At 67.8% G+C, this 14,779-nt stretch carries 19 protein-coding genes; 7 read left to right on the top strand and 12 right to left on the bottom strand.

All coding sequences use genetic code 11. The features are described from left to right. Nucleotides 1-39: 39 nt before the first annotated feature. From ftsB to E5P3_RS14220, 5 genes are all read right to left on the bottom strand, one after another. On the bottom strand, nt 40-315 hold the full coding sequence (ftsB, locus tag E5P3_RS14200; RefSeq protein WP_162586573.1) for a cell division protein FtsB: 276 nt from the start codon (nt 313-315) through the stop codon (nt 40-42). A 19-nt stretch (nt 316-334) separates the two neighbouring features. Next, nucleotides 335-1,618 carry a phosphopyruvate hydratase gene (gene eno / locus E5P3_RS14205; protein ID WP_162586574.1) on the bottom strand — a complete coding sequence of 428 codons (1,284 nt, stop codon included), beginning with the start codon at nt 1,616-1,618 and terminating at the stop codon, nt 335-337. A gap of 55 nt (nt 1,619-1,673) precedes the next feature. Next, a complete protein-coding gene (locus E5P3_RS14210) occupies nt 1,674-1,964 on the bottom strand; it encodes a DUF1330 domain-containing protein (protein WP_162586575.1) in 291 nt (96 codons plus the stop codon). Beyond that, nucleotides 1,961-2,815 (bottom strand): 3-deoxy-8-phosphooctulonate synthase, encoded by an 855-nt coding sequence (gene kdsA, locus E5P3_RS14215; RefSeq protein WP_162586576.1) that lies wholly within the window; start codon nt 2,813-2,815, stop codon nt 1,961-1,963. The genes E5P3_RS14210 and kdsA overlap by 4 nt, the downstream gene beginning before the upstream one ends. Before the next feature lie 73 nt (nt 2,816-2,888). Then, nucleotides 2,889-4,559, bottom strand: coding sequence for a CTP synthase (locus E5P3_RS14220; protein ID WP_162586577.1), 1,671 nt, complete (start codon nt 4,557-4,559; stop codon nt 2,889-2,891). A gap of 130 nt (nt 4,560-4,689) precedes the next feature. On the opposite strand from E5P3_RS14220, the gene coaBC reads away from it, so the two are divergent. The 4 genes from coaBC to E5P3_RS14240 all read left to right on the top strand — a co-directional run bounded on the left by coaBC (nt 4,690) and on the right by E5P3_RS14240 (nt 7,469). After that, nucleotides 4,690-5,913, top strand: coding sequence for a bifunctional phosphopantothenoylcysteine decarboxylase/phosphopantothenate--cysteine ligase CoaBC (coaBC, locus tag E5P3_RS14225; protein ID WP_162589686.1), 1,224 nt, complete (start codon nt 4,690-4,692; stop codon nt 5,911-5,913). Continuing rightward, nucleotides 5,913-6,350, top strand: a complete 438-nt coding sequence (locus E5P3_RS14230; RefSeq protein ID WP_162586578.1) for a hypothetical protein — start codon at nt 5,913-5,915, stop codon at nt 6,348-6,350. Before coaBC ends, E5P3_RS14230 begins: the two co-directional genes overlap by 1 nt. Then, a complete protein-coding gene (gene dut / locus E5P3_RS14235) occupies nt 6,347-6,793 on the top strand; it encodes a dUTP diphosphatase (protein ID WP_162586579.1) in 447 nt (148 codons plus the stop codon). The genes E5P3_RS14230 and dut overlap by 4 nt, the downstream gene beginning before the upstream one ends. A gap of 184 nt (nt 6,794-6,977) precedes the next feature. After that, the gene (locus tag E5P3_RS14240; RefSeq protein ID WP_162586580.1) at nt 6,978-7,469 is read left to right on the top strand and encodes a glycine zipper 2TM domain-containing protein; all 492 of its coding nucleotides are present in this window, start codon (nt 6,978-6,980) and stop codon (nt 7,467-7,469) included. A 115-nt stretch (nt 7,470-7,584) separates the two neighbouring features. On the opposite strand, the gene E5P3_RS14245 is transcribed toward E5P3_RS14240, so the two are convergent. Further along, nucleotides 7,585-8,292 (bottom strand): VIT1/CCC1 transporter family protein, encoded by a 708-nt coding sequence (locus E5P3_RS14245; RefSeq protein WP_162586581.1) that lies wholly within the window; start codon nt 8,290-8,292, stop codon nt 7,585-7,587. Nucleotides 8,293-8,458: 166 nt separating this feature from the next. After that, nucleotides 8,459-8,980: an FKBP-type peptidyl-prolyl cis-trans isomerase gene (locus E5P3_RS14250; protein ID WP_162586582.1), complete on the bottom strand. Its 522-nt coding sequence runs from the start codon at nt 8,978-8,980 to the stop codon at nt 8,459-8,461. A gap of 14 nt (nt 8,981-8,994) precedes the next feature. Between E5P3_RS14250 and E5P3_RS14255 the strand changes: the two genes are divergently transcribed. The 3 genes from E5P3_RS14255 to E5P3_RS14265 all read left to right on the top strand — a co-directional run bounded on the left by E5P3_RS14255 (nt 8,995) and on the right by E5P3_RS14265 (nt 10,985). Continuing rightward, nucleotides 8,995-10,137 (top strand): cupin domain-containing protein, encoded by a 1,143-nt coding sequence (locus E5P3_RS14255; RefSeq protein WP_162586583.1) that lies wholly within the window; start codon nt 8,995-8,997, stop codon nt 10,135-10,137. Further along, nucleotides 10,124-10,633, top strand: a complete 510-nt coding sequence (locus E5P3_RS14260; protein ID WP_232073135.1) for a hypothetical protein — start codon at nt 10,124-10,126, stop codon at nt 10,631-10,633. Before E5P3_RS14255 ends, E5P3_RS14260 begins: the two co-directional genes overlap by 14 nt. A gap of 91 nt (nt 10,634-10,724) precedes the next feature. Then, nucleotides 10,725-10,985: a hypothetical protein gene (locus E5P3_RS14265; protein WP_162586585.1), complete on the top strand. Its 261-nt coding sequence runs from the start codon at nt 10,725-10,727 to the stop codon at nt 10,983-10,985. 65 nt (nt 10,986-11,050) lie between these two features. Here the strand turns inward: E5P3_RS14265 and E5P3_RS14270 are convergent, their stop codons facing one another. From E5P3_RS14270 to E5P3_RS14290, 5 genes are all read right to left on the bottom strand, one after another. Beyond that, entirely contained in the window at nt 11,051-11,833 is a 783-nt protein-coding gene (locus E5P3_RS14270) for an MBL fold metallo-hydrolase (RefSeq protein ID WP_162586586.1), read from the bottom strand. A 119-nt stretch (nt 11,834-11,952) separates the two neighbouring features. Next, nucleotides 11,953-13,032 carry an outer membrane protein assembly factor BamC gene (gene bamC, locus E5P3_RS14275; RefSeq protein WP_443083249.1) on the bottom strand — a complete coding sequence of 360 codons (1,080 nt, stop codon included), beginning with the start codon at nt 13,030-13,032 and terminating at the stop codon, nt 11,953-11,955. Between the two features lie 114 nt (nt 13,033-13,146). Next, the gene (gene dapA / locus E5P3_RS14280) at nt 13,147-14,073 is read right to left on the bottom strand and encodes a 4-hydroxy-tetrahydrodipicolinate synthase (protein ID WP_162586588.1); all 927 of its coding nucleotides are present in this window, start codon (nt 14,071-14,073) and stop codon (nt 13,147-13,149) included. A 25-nt stretch (nt 14,074-14,098) separates the two neighbouring features. Further along, nucleotides 14,099-14,647, bottom strand: a complete 549-nt coding sequence (locus E5P3_RS14285) for a class I SAM-dependent methyltransferase (RefSeq protein WP_232073136.1) — start codon at nt 14,645-14,647, stop codon at nt 14,099-14,101. Then, nucleotides 14,638-14,778 (bottom strand): hypothetical protein, encoded by a 141-nt coding sequence (locus E5P3_RS14290; RefSeq protein ID WP_174263070.1) that lies wholly within the window; start codon nt 14,776-14,778, stop codon nt 14,638-14,640. Before E5P3_RS14290 ends, E5P3_RS14285 begins: the two co-directional genes overlap by 10 nt. Between the last annotated feature and the right edge of the window lies 1 nt (nt 14,779).

Raw genomic sequence — 14,779 nt, forward strand, 5'->3', positions numbered from 1 at the left:
CGTTTTTCATCTTGGGGCGGCCCGGCGATGAAAAAACCATCAGCGCGTGATCTGCACGAACACTTCGTTGGGCTTGACCATGCCGAGCTCCTGGCGGGCGCGCTCCTCGACCATCTCCAGCCCTTCCTTCAGGTCATTGACCTCGGAGTTGAGCCGCTCGTTGGCGAGCGCGGCCTTCGCGTTGTGCTGCTTCTGCTCGGCCAGCTTGTCCTTGAGCTGCGCCACGTCGCGCACGCTGCCGCGCCCGGTCCAGAGCTGCCACTGGAGGACCAGCAGCAGAAGGACCAGGATGACTGGAACGATGCGCGAACGCATGGTGCCCTGTCCGCCGGGATCAGCGCAGGTTGTAGAAAGCCGCGCGGCCGGGATAGCTGGCGACGTCGCCGAGGTCTTCCTCGATGCGCAGCAGCTGGTTGTACTTGGCGATGCGGTCCGAGCGCGACAGCGAGCCGGTTTTGATCTGGCCGGCGTTGGTGCCCACCGCGATGTCGGCGATGGTGGAGTCCTCGGTCTCGCCCGAGCGGTGGCTGATCACGGCGGTGTAGCCGGCGCGCTTGGCCATCTCGATCGCGGCGAAGGTCTCGGTCAGGGTGCCGATCTGGTTGATCTTGATCAGGATCGAGTTGGCGATGCCCTTCTCGATGCCTTCCTGCAGGATCTTCGTGTTGGTGACGAACAGGTCGTCGCCCACGAGCTGCACGCGCTTGCCGAGGCGATCGGTCAGCAGTTTCCAGCCGTCCCAGTCGCCTTCGTGCATGCCGTCCTCGATGCTGATGATCGGGTACTTGTCGACCCAGGTCGCCAGCATGTCGGCCCAGCTGCCGGCCGAGAGCGTGAGGTTCTCGCCGGCCAGCACGTACTGGCCGTCCTTGTAGAACTCGCTGGCGGCGCAGTCCAGGCCCAGCGCGATCTGGGTGCCGGCGGCATAGCCGGCCTTGTCGATGGCTTCGAGGATCAGCTGGATCGCGGCCTCGTGGTTGTCGACGCTGGGGGCGAAGCCGCCCTCGTCGCCCACGGCCGTGCTGATGCCGCGGTCGTTCAGGATCTTCTTGAGTGCGTGGAAGACCTCGGCGCCATAGCGCACTGCCTCGCGCAGGCTGGATGCGCCCACGGGAATGATCATGAACTCCTGCAGGTCCAGGCTGTTGTTGGCGTGCGCGCCGCCGTTGATGACGTTCATCATCGGCACCGGCAGCTGCATGCCGCCCATGCCACCGAAGTAGCGGTACAGGGGCAGGCCCGACTCTTCGGCCGCGGCGCGGGCCACGGCCATGGAGACGGCCAGGGTCGCGTTGGCGCCCAGGCGGCCCTTGTTCTCGGTGCCGTCCAGGTCGTTGAGCGTGCGGTCCAGGAAAGCCTGCTCGCTGGCGTCCAGGCCCAGCACTGCCTCCGAGATCTCGGTGTTGATGTTCTCGACGGCCTTCAGCACGCCCTTGCCCAGGTAGCGGCCCTTGTCGCCGTCGCGCAACTCGATCGCCTCGCGCGAGCCGGTGGATGCGCCCGACGGGACCGCGGCGCGGCCCATGGTGCCCGATTCGAGCAGCACGTCGCATTCGACGGTGGGGTTGCCGCGGCTGTCGAGGATCTCTCGCCCGACGATGTCAACGATTGCACTCATTCAATTTCCTTCTGCAGTATCTGGATCTTTGGGGTCGTGTCGACCGCGCGTGCCGTCAGGCCGCACCTTCAACGACGACCATGCGCATGATGGCAGCTCCGGCGCGCGCTTCGCGCGCCTTGCCGTATTCCGGCGAGGCATAGAACTTATTCGCGGCATCGACGCTCGGGAACTTGAGCAGCACCAGGCGCTGCGGATGCCAGTCGCCCTCCAGCACCTCGACCTTGCCCCCGCGCACGCAGACCTCGGCGCCGTGCGCCTTCATGGCCTCGGAGGACCACTTCTTGTAGTCCTCGTACTGTGTCGGATTGGTGACTTCGACGTTCGCGATGATGTATGCGCTCATTGGAACGAGTTCTCCAGGAATGGGTTCTTCTTGGTGACGCGGTCGAGCGCCAGCAGCGTCTCGAGCAGCGCTTTCATGTGCTTGAGCGGCACGGCGTTCGGCCCGTCGCTGAGGGCCTTGGCCGGGTCGGGATGCGTCTCCATGAACAGTCCCGCCACGCCCACCGCCACCGCGGCGCGCGACAGCACCGGCACCATCTCGCGCTGGCCCCCCGAACTGGTGCCCTGGCCGCCGGGCAGCTGCACCGAGTGCGTGGCATCGAACACCACCGGTGCGCCGGTCTCGCGCATGATGGCCAGCGAGCGCATGTCGGACACGAGGTTGTTATAGCCGAAGCTGGCGCCGCGCTCGCACGCCATGAAACTGTCCTCGGGCAGGCCTTTTTCCTTGGCGGCCGCGCGCGCCTTGTCGATCACGTTCTTCATGTCGTGCGGCGCGAGGAACTGGCCCTTCTTGATGTTGACCGGCTTGCCCGACTGTGCCGCGGCGCGGATGAAGTCGGTCTGACGGCACAGGAAGGCCGGGGTCTGCAGCACGTCGACCACTAGGGCGGCGGCCGTGATGTCCTCTTCGGTGTGCACGTCGGTCAGCACCGGCAGGCCGAGTTCGCGCTTGACCTTGGCCAGGATCTCCAGGCCCTTGTCGCGGCCGGGGCCGCGGAAACTGGTGCCCGAGGAGCGGTTCGCCTTGTCGAAGCTGCTCTTGAAGATGAAGGGGATGCCGAGCGAGCCGGTGATTTCCTTCAGCATGCCGGCCGTGTCCATCTGGAGCTGCTCGGACTCGACGACACAGGGCCCGGCGATCAGGAAGAAGGGCTTGTCGAGGCCGATGTCAAATCCGCAAAGCTTCATAGATCCCCCCACGCTTGCCACTTCGTGTGCTGCGCTGCCCCCCAGGGGGCTTCGCGGCTTGGTCCGGCGCCGCTCATGCCACGACCTTCAACGCCTGCTTGTCCGCGCCTTGATGCTCGAGTGCCGCCTTGATGAACGCGTTGAACAAGGGATGGCCGCTCCAAGGCGTGGACTTGAACTCGGGGTGGAACTGCACGCCCATGTACCAGGGATGCACGTCCCTCGGCAGCTCGACGATCTCGGTCAGGTGCTCGCGCTGCGTCAGCGCCGAGATCACCAGGCCGGCGCGGCGCAGCTCGTCGAGGTAGTTGACGTTGGCCTCGTAGCGGTGGCGATGGCGCTCGGTCACCACGTCGCCGTAGATGCTGTGGGCCAGCGTGCCGGGCGCCACGTCGGAACTCTGCGCGCCCAGGCGCATGGTGCCGCCGAGGTCGGACTTCTCGTCGCGCAGCTTGATGGTGCCGTCGCGATCCTTCCACTCGGTGATCAGCGCGATCACGGGACAGCTGGTGTCGGGATCGAACTCGGTGCTGTTGGCGTTCTTCAGGCCCGCCACGTTGCGCGCGTACTCGATGGTCGCGACCTGCATGCCCAGGCAGATGCCGAGATAGGGAATCTTGGTCTCGCGGGCGAAGCGGGCCGCGGCGATCTTGCCATCGACGCCGCGCTGGCCGAAGCCGCCGGGCACCAGGATGGCGTCGTACTTGCCGAGCCGGGCCACGTCCAGCGGCGAGATGGTCTCGGAGTCGATGTAGTCGATCTTCACCCGCGCGTGGTTCTTCAGGCCGGCATGGCGCAGCGCCTCGTTGAGCGACTTATAGCTGTCGGACAGGTCGACGTACTTGCCGACCATCGCAATGCTCACTTCCTTCTGCGGATGCTCGACCTCGTAGACCAGGTCGTCCCAGCGCTTGAGCTTGGCCGGCGGGGTGTTGATGCGCAGCTTGTCGCAGATCAGGCCGTCGAGGCCTTGCTCGTGCAGCATGCGCGGGACCTTGTAGATGGTGTCCACATCCCACATGGAGATCACGCCCCACTCGGGCACGTTGGAGAAGAGCGAGATCTTCGCGCGCTCGTCGTCGGGGATGGGCCGGTCGGCGCGGCACAGCAGGGCATCGGCCTGGATGCCGATCTCGCGCAGCTTCTGCGCCGTGTGCTGGGTGGGCTTGGTCTTGAGCTCGCCGGCCGCCGCGATCCACGGCACATAGCTCAGGTGCACGAAGGCCGAGTTGTTGGGGCCCATGCGCAGGCTCATCTGGCGCACGGCCTCGAGGAAGGGGAGGGACTCGATGTCGCCCACGGTGCCGCCGATCTCGACGATCGCCACGTCGACCTCGTGTGGCGTGCCGATGCCGGCGCCGCGCTTGATGTATTCCTGGATCTCGTTCGTGATATGCGGGATCACCTGCACCGTCTTGCCGAGATAGTCGCCGCGGCGCTCCTTCTCGAGCACAGACTTGTAGATCTGGCCGGTGGTGAAGTTGTTGGCCTTGCGCATGCGCGTCGTGATGAAGCGCTCGTAGTGGCCGAGGTCGAGGTCGGTTTCGGCGCCGTCGTCGGTGACGAAAACCTCGCCGTGCTGGAAGGGCGACATCGTGCCGGGGTCGACGTTGATGTAAGGGTCCAGCTTGATGAGGGTGACTTTGAGGCCGCGGGACTCGAGGAGTGCGGCCAGCGAGGCGGAGGCGATTCCCTTGCCGAGGGAGGACACCACACCACCGGTGACGAAGACGAATTTGGTCATGCCAGTTCCGAACCTGCAGGTCCGGGCAGTGGGAAATGCAGATTATAGGTGCCGCCTCATGAGCCGCACGGCCGCTCCGAAGACGAACGCGCGCGTAGTGGGGCTGCTACATTGCCGGCTTATGCAAGTTCTGCAAGACCTCGCCGGCAAGCACATCGTCCTGGGCCTCACCGGGGGCATCGCCTGCTACAAGTCGGCGGAGCTGTGCAGGCTGCTGGTCAAGGCCGGCGCCTCCGTGCAGGTGGTGATGACCGAGGCCGCGACCCAGTTCATGACGCCGGTCACGATGCAGGCCCTGTCGGGACGGCCGGTCTACACCTCGCAGTGGGACGCGCGCGAGCCCAACAACATGCCGCACATCAACCTGAGCCGCGAGGCCGATGCGATCGTGCTGGCGCCCGCCAGCGCGGACTTCATCGCGCGGCTGGTGCAGGGGCGTTCGGACGAGCTGCTGAGCCTGCTGTGCCTCGCGCGCCCCGCCGATCGCGTGCCGCTGCTGATCGCGCCGGCCATGAACCGCGAGATGTGGGTCCACCCTGCGACCCAGCGCAACCTGCGCCAGGTCGATGCCGACGGCGCCCGCGTGCTGGGCGTGGGCAACGGCTGGCAGGCCTGTGGCGAGACCGGCGACGGCCGCATGCTCGAGCCCCAGCAGCTGTTCGAGGAGATCGTGGCGCAGTTCCAGCCGAAGGTGCTGGCCGGGCGGCAGCTGGTGGTCACGGCGGGGCCGACCTTCGAGGCGCTCGATCCGATCCGCGGCATCACCAATCACTCCTCGGGCAAGATGGGCTTCGCGATCGCGCGGGCCGCGCGCGAAGCGGGCGCCGAGGTCACGCTGGTGGCGGGCCCGGTGCATCTGCCCACGCCGCGCGGCGTCGCGCGCATCGATGTCACGTCCGCCCGGGAGATGATGGAGGCAAGTCGGCAGGCCACGCAGGAGGCCGCGGTGTTCGTCGCCACCGCGGCGGTGGCCGACTGGCGGCCGGCGTCCCACAGCGAGCACAAGATCAAGAAGGACGGCAGCGGCAGCGCGCCAACGCTGCAGTTCGTGGAGAACCCGGACATCCTGCTGACGATCGCGCAGGGCGAGCGTGCCAGGGCCGGCAAGCTCTTCTGCGTGGGCTTCGCGGCCGAGAGCGAGAACCTGGTCGCGCATGCCAAGGCCAAGCGCGAGCGCAAGGGGATTCCGCTGCTGGTCGGCAACATCGGCCCGCTGACCTTCGGACAGGAGCACAACAGCCTGCTGCTGGTCGACGACAAGGGCGTGCGGGAACTGCCGCGTGCGCCCAAGCTGGCGCTGGCGCGCGAGCTGGTGGCCGAGATCGCGGCACGCCTGCCGCCAGGGAGTCCGTGATGAATCCGCAATGGAACACGCCGCCCGACGGAGATTTCGCAAGCTACGTCGAGCGCCTCGCGGAGCAGGCCTTGCAGCCGCCCCGTCCGCCCCAAGAGGGCGAGCATGGGCTCGATGTCGGCATGACGCAACGATCCGACGCGCTGCCGGCCCATCCGCCGCAGGCGCAGGCACGCGCGCCTGCCGCTGGCACCGGCCCCGGCCGCAATCTGCTCAAGGGGCTGGGCATTGCCTGGCTGCTGGCCCTGATGGTGCTGCTGGCGGCCGATGCGCCCCTCGGCATCGTCCTGGGCCTCTTCGCGGCCGGCCTGTGGCTGGGCTACAAGCTCAAGCACCTGGTGTTGCCGGCCGGCGCGGAAAACTGGAAGCAATGGCTCGAAGAAGCCGCCAAGCGACAACAGCAACTGCAGCAGCAACGAAAGCGCAATTCCAAGTGAACGTCGACGTCCGAATCCTCGATCCCCGCATGCAGGACCAACTGCCTGCCTACGCCACCCCCGGCAGCGCCGGGCTGGACCTGCGCGCCTGCCTCGATGCGCCCATCACCCTGGCGCCCAACGCCTGGCAACTGGTGGGCACCGGCATCGCAATCCACCTGGCCGACCCCGGCTATGCGGCGCTGATCCTGCCGCGCTCGGGGCTGGGCCACAAGCATGGCATCGTGCTGGGCAACCTCGTCGGCCTGATCGACAGCGACTATCAGGGCGAGCTCAAGATCAGCGCCTGGAACCGCAGCGACACGGCCTTCGTCCTGCAGCCGATGGAGCGGCTGGCGCAGCTGGTGATCGTGCCGGTGGTGCAGGCGCAGTTCCGGGTCGTGGCGGAGTTCTCGCCCAGCGAGCGCGGCGAAGGCGGCTACGGATCGACCGGCAAGCATTGAGCGCGAGTGTGTAGGCGGGCGCCTGCGACGTCGGGGCCGTGTTGCTCACAGGTAAAGAACGGAACCGGCCCTATGCCGTTCGCGTCGAAGGTTTCAACATGTGTTGACGGTCATCGCGCCGAAGCGTGATGCGTTGGAACCCATGGAGGGCGCATCGCGCCGATCTGTTCGAGGAGTACACACCATGAAAATCCCAACTCGACTTGCTTGCGTCACTGGCTCCGCGCTTGCGCTGGCTGCGTTGACTGCGTGCGTGGCGCCGCAGCCTGTCTACGAGACATCGCGCTACCCCTATCAACCCGCCTATCCCGCGGCGCAATCGGCCTACGTCGAGTACGGCCATGTAGCCAACATCGAGGTGATCCGTAGCCAGAGCTCCGGCGCAGGCCCCAGCGGCGGCGGTGCCGTTGCGGGTGGCGTCCTCGGCGGCGTGGTGGGCAACCAGTTCGGCCATGGAAGCGGACGGGCCGCAGCCACGGCGCTGGGCGTGGTTGGCGGCGCCCTGCTGGGCAACAGCATCGAAGCCAATGCCAACGCGCCGCGCGTCTACGAGAGCTACCGTCTCTCGATCCAGACCGATCACGGTGCCTATCGTTCGTTCGACGTGCCGAGCCCGGGCGACCTGCGCATCGGCGACCGCGTGCGCATCGACGGTGGGCAGATCTCGCGTCTTTGAGTGGCGTGGCCGCAAGGAAAAGCCGGGCAGCGCCCGGCTTTTTTCGTCCGTCCGTTTATCGCTTTTAGCTGGCTATCTGAGCGCGACCCTTGAGATCGCGGAGGGGGCCAAGAGGCTACGCCGGCGTGCCGAACAAGGTGCCGACGCCGGCCGTGATCGCCATGGCCAGCGTGCCCCAGAACGCCACCCGCCCGACGCTCCTGGTCACAGGCGTACCGCCGATCTTGGCTGCGACGGCACCTAGCAAAGCCAGAAAAACGATGGCGGTTGCAATGGTCCATGGCAGCAACGATGCGTGCGGGGCCACTGCTACCACGGCAAGTGGCATGGCGGCACCTCCGGCGAAGCTGGCGGCGGAAGCCAGGGCCGCCTGCAGCGGCCGCGCGCTCAGCGCCTCCGAGATGCCAAGTTCATCGCGCGCATGCGCACCCAGGTCGTCGTTCGCCATCAGTTGCGTGGCAACCTGGCTGGCGAGCCCGTGCTCGAGGCCCCGGCGCACATAGATCGCCGTCAACTCCCGTTGCTCTGCCTCGGGGTCGGAGGCGAGCTCGAGGCGTTCGCGCTCCAGGTCGGCTGTTTCCGTGTCGGCCTGGGAATAGACCGAGACGAATTCGCCAGCTGCCATCGACATGGCGCCCGCGACCAGGCCCGCCACGGCCGTCGTCATGATGGTCGTGTGGCTGGCATGCGCCGCCGCGACCCCCACGACAAGGCTCGCCGTCGAGATGATGCCGTCGTTGGCCCCGAGCACGGCGGCTCGCAACCAGCCGATGTGCTCGGTGCGGTGGCGTTCGGGGTGCGCGCGATAGTGGAACGATCTCATTGGTTGTCGTTGTTCGGTGGCTTGTTGTGACGCCACCACACGAGGTGAGGGCCCGCGAGGCGCAGACGGTGGCTCAGCAAGAGGGGATCCATGTTTCTGCCCGGTAGGGGCAAGGGGAATATGGTTTGTCGTGGCGGCCAATTTTTCTGGGATCAGCGCCCGTGTGTCAGTGCAGCGTGTCGCCCGGCGCCATTGGCGTCACCTTGAAGAAGCCGGTACCGGCCGTGCCACGGCCGATCTCCTCCTCGGTGGCTTCGCGCACCGAGCGCACGACCAGGTCGATCCGCAGCGCGATGCCCGCGAGAGGGTGGTTGCCGTCGAGCACGAGGTGCTCGGGGTAGATCTCGCTCACGGTGTAGATCGTGTCCCTGGGGATGTCGGGATTCACGCCGGCCGGCAGCGCGGCGCCATCGAAGGTCATGCCTTCCTCGATGCCTTCGGGAAAGAGGGTGCGCGGCTCGAGGAAGAGCAACTGGTCGTTGAAGTCGCCGAAGGCCTGCTCGGGCTCGAGATGCAGCTGCACGCGCGCCCCGGGCTCATGGCCGAGCAGCGCGGATTCGATCGCGGCGAAGAGATCGTCGCCGCCGACCAGGAACTCCACCGGTTCCTCGAGCACGTCCAGCACGTCGCCGAGGGTGTCCTTCAGCGTCCAGGTCAGGCCGACCACGCATTGTTCAGAGATTTCCATACGAGAATTCTCCCATGGAGATTGAACGACCCCTGGCCCTGCTCGGAGGCCTCAGTGCAACGCAGTTCATGCGGCGCCACTGGCAGAAGAAGCCCTTGCTCGTGCGCCAGGCCGTTCCCGGCATGGTGCCACTGATCGGGCGCGAGGCGCTGTTTTCCCTGGCCGGCCGCGAGGAGGTCGAGTCGCGGTTGATCCGCCACGGCAAGAGCGGCTGGACGCTCAAGCACGGCCCTTTAGCGCGGCGCGCGCTGCCTTCGCCGAAGCAGGCCGCGTGGACCCTCCTGGTCCAGGGCGTGGACCAGCACGACCAGGGCGTGCATGAACTGTTGCAGCAGTTTCGTTTCGTGCCCGACGCGCGGCTCGACGACCTGATGATCAGCTATGCGAGCGACACCGGCGGCGTCGGAGCGCACTTCGACAGTTACGACGTGTTCCTGCTGCAGGCGAGCGGACGCCGCCGCTGGTCCATCGGCAGGCAGCGCGACCTGCGCCTCGAGCCCGGCCTGCCGCTCAAGATCCTTGCGCATTTCGAGCCCGAGCAGAGCTTCGTGCTCGAGCCCGGCGACATGCTCTACCTGCCGCCGCGCTATGCGCACGACGGCGTGGCCGAGGGCGGCGACTGCATGACCTATTCCATCGGGCTGCGCGCACCGGCGGCCGCGCCGCTGGGCGCCGACCTCCTGGCTCGCATTGCGGAGGCGCAAGCCGAGCTGCTGCAGGACGCGCCTGCCGGATCGGCCGTCCACTACAAGGACCCGGCGCAGCCCGCGGTGCCCACGCCGGCCGAGATGCCGCCCGCGCTGCAGGCATTCGCACGCGAGGCCGTGCTCGCAGCCCTGCGCGATCCCGATGCCATCGAGCGCGCCTTGGGCGAATCGATGACCGAGCCCAAGCCCACCGTATGGTTCGAGCAAGGCGAGGCGCCGGCCGCATGGGCTGGCGTGTCGCTCGACCGCCGCACGCGCATGCTCTACGACGCGCGCCATCTCTACATCAACGGCGAGAGCTTCCGTGCCTCCGGCCGCGATGCCCGGCTCATGCGTCGCCTGGCGGACCAGCGGGCGCTGGCGCCGCGCGATCTTGCGACGGCGAGCGAGGACGCGCGCGCATTGCTGGAAGACTGGTGCGAAGCGGGGTGGCTGCATGCCGACGAATGAAATGCCCATCGACAACGGATTGCCCGAGGGCGCCGTCGACGGCCGCCGTGCCTTCGAGGCGCACCTGCACGCCGCGCTGGCCGCTGCTGCGCGCGAGAACTGGCGCGAGATCGTGTTCGCCGATCCGGCCTTCACCGACTGGCCGCTCGGCGAGCGCGCCATGGCCGAAGCCTTGCAGGCCTGGTCGGCCGCCGGGCGCAGCTTCGTGATGCTGGCGCAGCGCTTCGACGTGTTCGAGCGCGAGCATGCGCGCTTCGTGACATGGCGGCGCATGTGGAGCCACATCATCGATTGCCGCGCCTGCGATGGACCCGGCCTGCCGCAGGTGCCGAGCGGCATCTGGACGCCGGCCTGGTTCCTGGCGCGTATCGACGTGGAGCGCGTGCGCGGCGTCTGCGGCCGCGATCCCGAGCGCCGGCGCGTCCTGCGAGAGCGCATCGACGAATGCCTGCGTCATGCGAAGCCCGCGTTTCCGGCCACGACACTGGGCTTGTAAGCCAATGCCGCGAATCGCGATGCAACAGGCCGTTCACCGAGGGTAGAGGTCTAGAATTTTTTCTTCGAGACCCATCCAAAGGAGCCCTGTAATGAGAAAGTCCGCCCTGCTCGCCTCGTTGACCGTCGTGGTGGCCCTTGCCGCCTGCGGCAAGAAGGAGGAGCCCGCGCCGGCCGTCGTGACCCCGCCGCCTGCCGCGGTCACGCCGGCACCCGCTCCAGCCCCGGCGCCCACCACCCCCGATACTTCGGCGGCGACACCGGCCCCATCGCCCGGCGCGTCCTCGGCGCTCGACGCCGCCAATGCAGCTACCGAGGCCGCCAAGAAGAAGGAAGAAGCACCCAAGCAGTGACGCTGCGCTTCAGCTTCTGCGCAAGGCCGCCCACGGGCGGCCTTTCTATTGCGTCGGGGCCATTTTCATGCCCGCAGCTCGAGCCAGGCTGAGCCTTCGGCCGCGTTGGCCGTCAGCATCTCGTGCTCGCTCGCGCCGAGTGCCTCGGCCATCGCGCGGCGCACGAGCTCGGGCCGGTTGTTCTGTTCGCTGAGGTGCGCGCCCAGCATGTACTGCAGGCCGTCGTGGCACAGCGCCTGTGCGATTGCCGCTGCGGCGGCGTTGGACAGGTGGCCGTAGTTGCCGCCCACGCGCAGCTTGAGGAAGGGCGGATAGGCCGAGCGGGCCAGCATGTCGCTGTCGTGGTTGAACTCGAGCATCAAGGCGTGGATCCCGGCCAGGCGCGCGAGCACATGCGGCGTCGCATGCCCCAGGTCGGTCAGCACGCCGAGGCTGCGCGCGCCATCGCTGCAGCGCAGTTGCAGCGGTTCGCGCGCATCGTGCGGCACCGTGAAGGGCTGGACCAGGATGTCGCCGATCTCGATGTCGGTGCCGTCCCGCGCGAGGTGCAGGCGCCCCTCGAAGTCGTGCCCGCCGGCTGCGAGCCAGGTGCCCTCGCTCATCCAGACGGGAATGCGATCGCGCCTGGACAGCGCACGGGCACAGCCGATGTGATCGCCGTGCTCGTGGGTGATGAAGATCGCGTCGATGTCGCAGGCCGCGAGGCCGGCGCGCGACAGGCGTGCATCGAAGTGCTTGAGACCGAAGCCGCAATCGATCAGCAGCCTCGAGCGGCGCCCGCCGCTGGTCGCCTCGACCAGCGTGGCATTGCCTGTGCTGCCGCTGCCCAGGCTGCGGAAGCGCAGCACCTAGATGGACCCGAATTCAGGTGGAACACCGCGGAACCGGCTTTGCCGGGCCGCTGGTGTTGCCCCCGGTGAGGGGGGTGGCGTAGCGACACGAAGTGCGCGAAGCCTGGGGGGGAGCGTCATTTCAAGTCGTCGGCGATGACCTGGACGATGCGCTGCGCGTTGGCCGAGGTTTCGGCTGCGCCGCTGTCGTTCTGCACCGACACCGTGCTCGTCTCGCCCTGGCCCTTGACCAGGATGCGGAACTTGAGCGGTGCTTCGGTCTTGCCTGAGCTGAAGATCTTGGAGAAGAAGCCCGGCTCCTTCTTGTCGGGGTTCGGCGGAACGTAGCGCACGAAGTACACGCCGGCGGCGCGGTCGCGGTCCTCGACGGTGAAGCCGGTGCGGTCCAGCGCCAGGCCGACACGGCGCCAGGCGCGGTCGAAGTTCTCGTTGATCTGCACCATGGGCTGGCCGCCGACGTTGGAGATGCTTGCCGTCCGTGCCGGCGCGCTGGTTTGCGCAACGAGCTTCGCCTGCTCCTGGGAAACGCCCAGCTTCACCATCATGCGGCGCAGGAATTCGGTCTCGAGTTCAGGGTCGCTGGGGCGCGGCTGCCACACGGTCTGGTCCTGCCTAACGTTGGTGTAGACCTCCTGCATGCCGCGATGGCTGACGAAGATCTCGGTGGTGCCGTTGGGGCCGCGTTCGATGCGGGTGCGGAAGCGGTCGAGCTCGCCGGTGGAGTAGATCGCGTCGACCAGTTTGCCCAATGCGCCGCGGATCACGTCCTGCGGCAGCTTGGCGCGGTTCTCCGCCCAGTCGGTTTCCATGATGCCGAGGTTGCGCTGCTCGGTGGTCAGCAGGAAGCCGCTCTCCTGCCAGAAGTCCTTGAGCGGTTCCCAGAGCTGGTCGGCCGGGCGGCTGACCACGAGCCAGCGCTGCGTGCCCGAGCGCTCCATGCGCACGTCGCCGAGATTGGAGACCGCCGTCGGAATGCTGGGCGCGTTCGCGGCGCCGGCCTGGTAGGCGTTGGCCGAGACCGCATTGCCGGGCACCGCGTAGCGGTTCTCGCGCGACAGCTGCGTGAGGTCCGGCGGTACTTCGAGCGAAGGGGCCTTGCCGGCGCTCTTGTAGTCGATCTTGTCGCTCTCGAGGACCGAGCAGGCGGCGAGGCTGGCGACCAGCGCCAGCAGTGCGAATCGCGAAAGGGTATTCAACGTCATCTTCCTTGTGGAATGTTTAGCGCAATCGTCAGGCGGCAGCGCCGCTGTGTCAGAGCGCCGGCCCTGGAAAAGGTTGCCGGCGTCGAGATGCGGCAGGTAAAGATGGGATCAGTCCTTGAGGAGGCCGGTGGCACGCAGCGCGGATTCGACGATGGGCCGGGCGGGCTCGGCGAGTTCCGTCAACGGCAGGCGCAGCGCACCGCCGCACAGGCCGAGCCGCGCCATGGCCCACTTCAGCGGAATCGGGTTCGGCTCGACGAACAGATGCCGGTGCAGCGGCATCAGCTCGAACTGGATCTGCATCGCGCGCTTGGTGTCGCCGGCAAGGGCCGCCACGCACAGCTCGTGCATCTTGCGCGGCGCCACGTTGGCCGTGACGCTGATGTTGCCCTGGCCGCCGCACAGCATCAGCGCGACTGCGGTCGGGTCGTCGCCCGAGTACACGGCGAAGTGCTTCGGCACGTCGCGGATCAGCCATTGCGCACGCTCGATGTTGCCCGTGGCTTCCTTGATGCCCACGATGCCGGGCACCTGCGCCAGGCGCAGGACGGTGTCGTGCGCCATATCGGCGACCGTGCGGCCGGGCACGTTGTAGAGCACGATGGGGAGGTCGCCCACAGCCTCGGCGATGGCCTTGAAGTGCCGGTACTGGCCTTCCTGCGTGGGCTTGTTGTAGTAGGGCACCACCTGCAGCTGCGAATCGGCGCCGACGCCCTTGGCGAAGCGGGCGAGCTCGATCGCCTCCTGCGTGGAATTGGCGCCGCAGCCGGCCATCACGGGCACGCGGCCCCGGGCCTGCTCGACCGACACCCGGATGATCTCGCAGTGTTCCTCGACGTTCACCGTCGGCGACTCGCCGGTGGTGCCGACCACGCCCAGGCAATCGGTGCCTTCGTCGATGTGCCAGTCGATCAGCCGGCGCAAGGCGGGATAGTCGACGCTGCCGTCGTCGTGCATCGGCGTGACGAGCGCGACGATGCTGCCTGTCAGTTGCTCCAAGGGGGATCTCTTTGTCGGTTGCGGAAAGGCAGCCATTCTACTGACTGGCCCGGCAGGCCGGTCAGAGGGGGTAGCGCAAAGGGCTGCGAGCCAGGCCTTCCGGCGGCCGCACGGCTGCGATCCGCTGCACGAAGCGTTCCGGGTCGGCGAGAAATCCGTCTTCGTAGGCGACCACCCGCAGCCCGGCGCAGGCGGCCAGCAGCTCGCCCGGTTGCAGCAGGAAGTCCGGCCGCGAGGGCTTGCCCACGCTCTCGTTGCCGGCAGCGAAGGTCTCGTAGAGCAGGACGCCGCCGGGCGCCACCGCCGCCACGATGTCGGGCAGCCGCGCCCGCCAGAGATAGTTGGTGACGACCACCGCGCCGAAGAGCTGGCCGGCGAAAGGCCAAGGGCCGTCCTCGATGTCGGCCAGCATTGCGTGGCCGAAGCGGGACGCGGACGCGATCGCCTCGGGTGCCCGATCCACGCCGGTGGCCGCATGTCCACGCTGCGCGAACCATTGCATGTGCCTCCCCGCGCCGCAGGCCACGTCGAGCACGGTGGCGCCCGGGGCGAGCAGGTGCGACCAGCGCGCGACCCAGGGGGAGGGCGGGAGATCGTGGCTCAGAAGCAAGCCCAGAGCTGGTCGACCAGCGCCACCAGGAACGCGGGGCGGGTGTAGAGGCCGAACACCGCCAGGAGCGCCAGCACCGCGGCCGTCAGCCAGCTGGCGTGCACGAGATGGTGGCGGGTGCTCGGGCGCATG

The organism is Variovorax sp. RA8, from assembly GCF_901827175.1.
In the GTDB taxonomy this organism is placed as follows: Bacteria; Pseudomonadota; Gammaproteobacteria; order Burkholderiales; family Burkholderiaceae_C; genus Variovorax.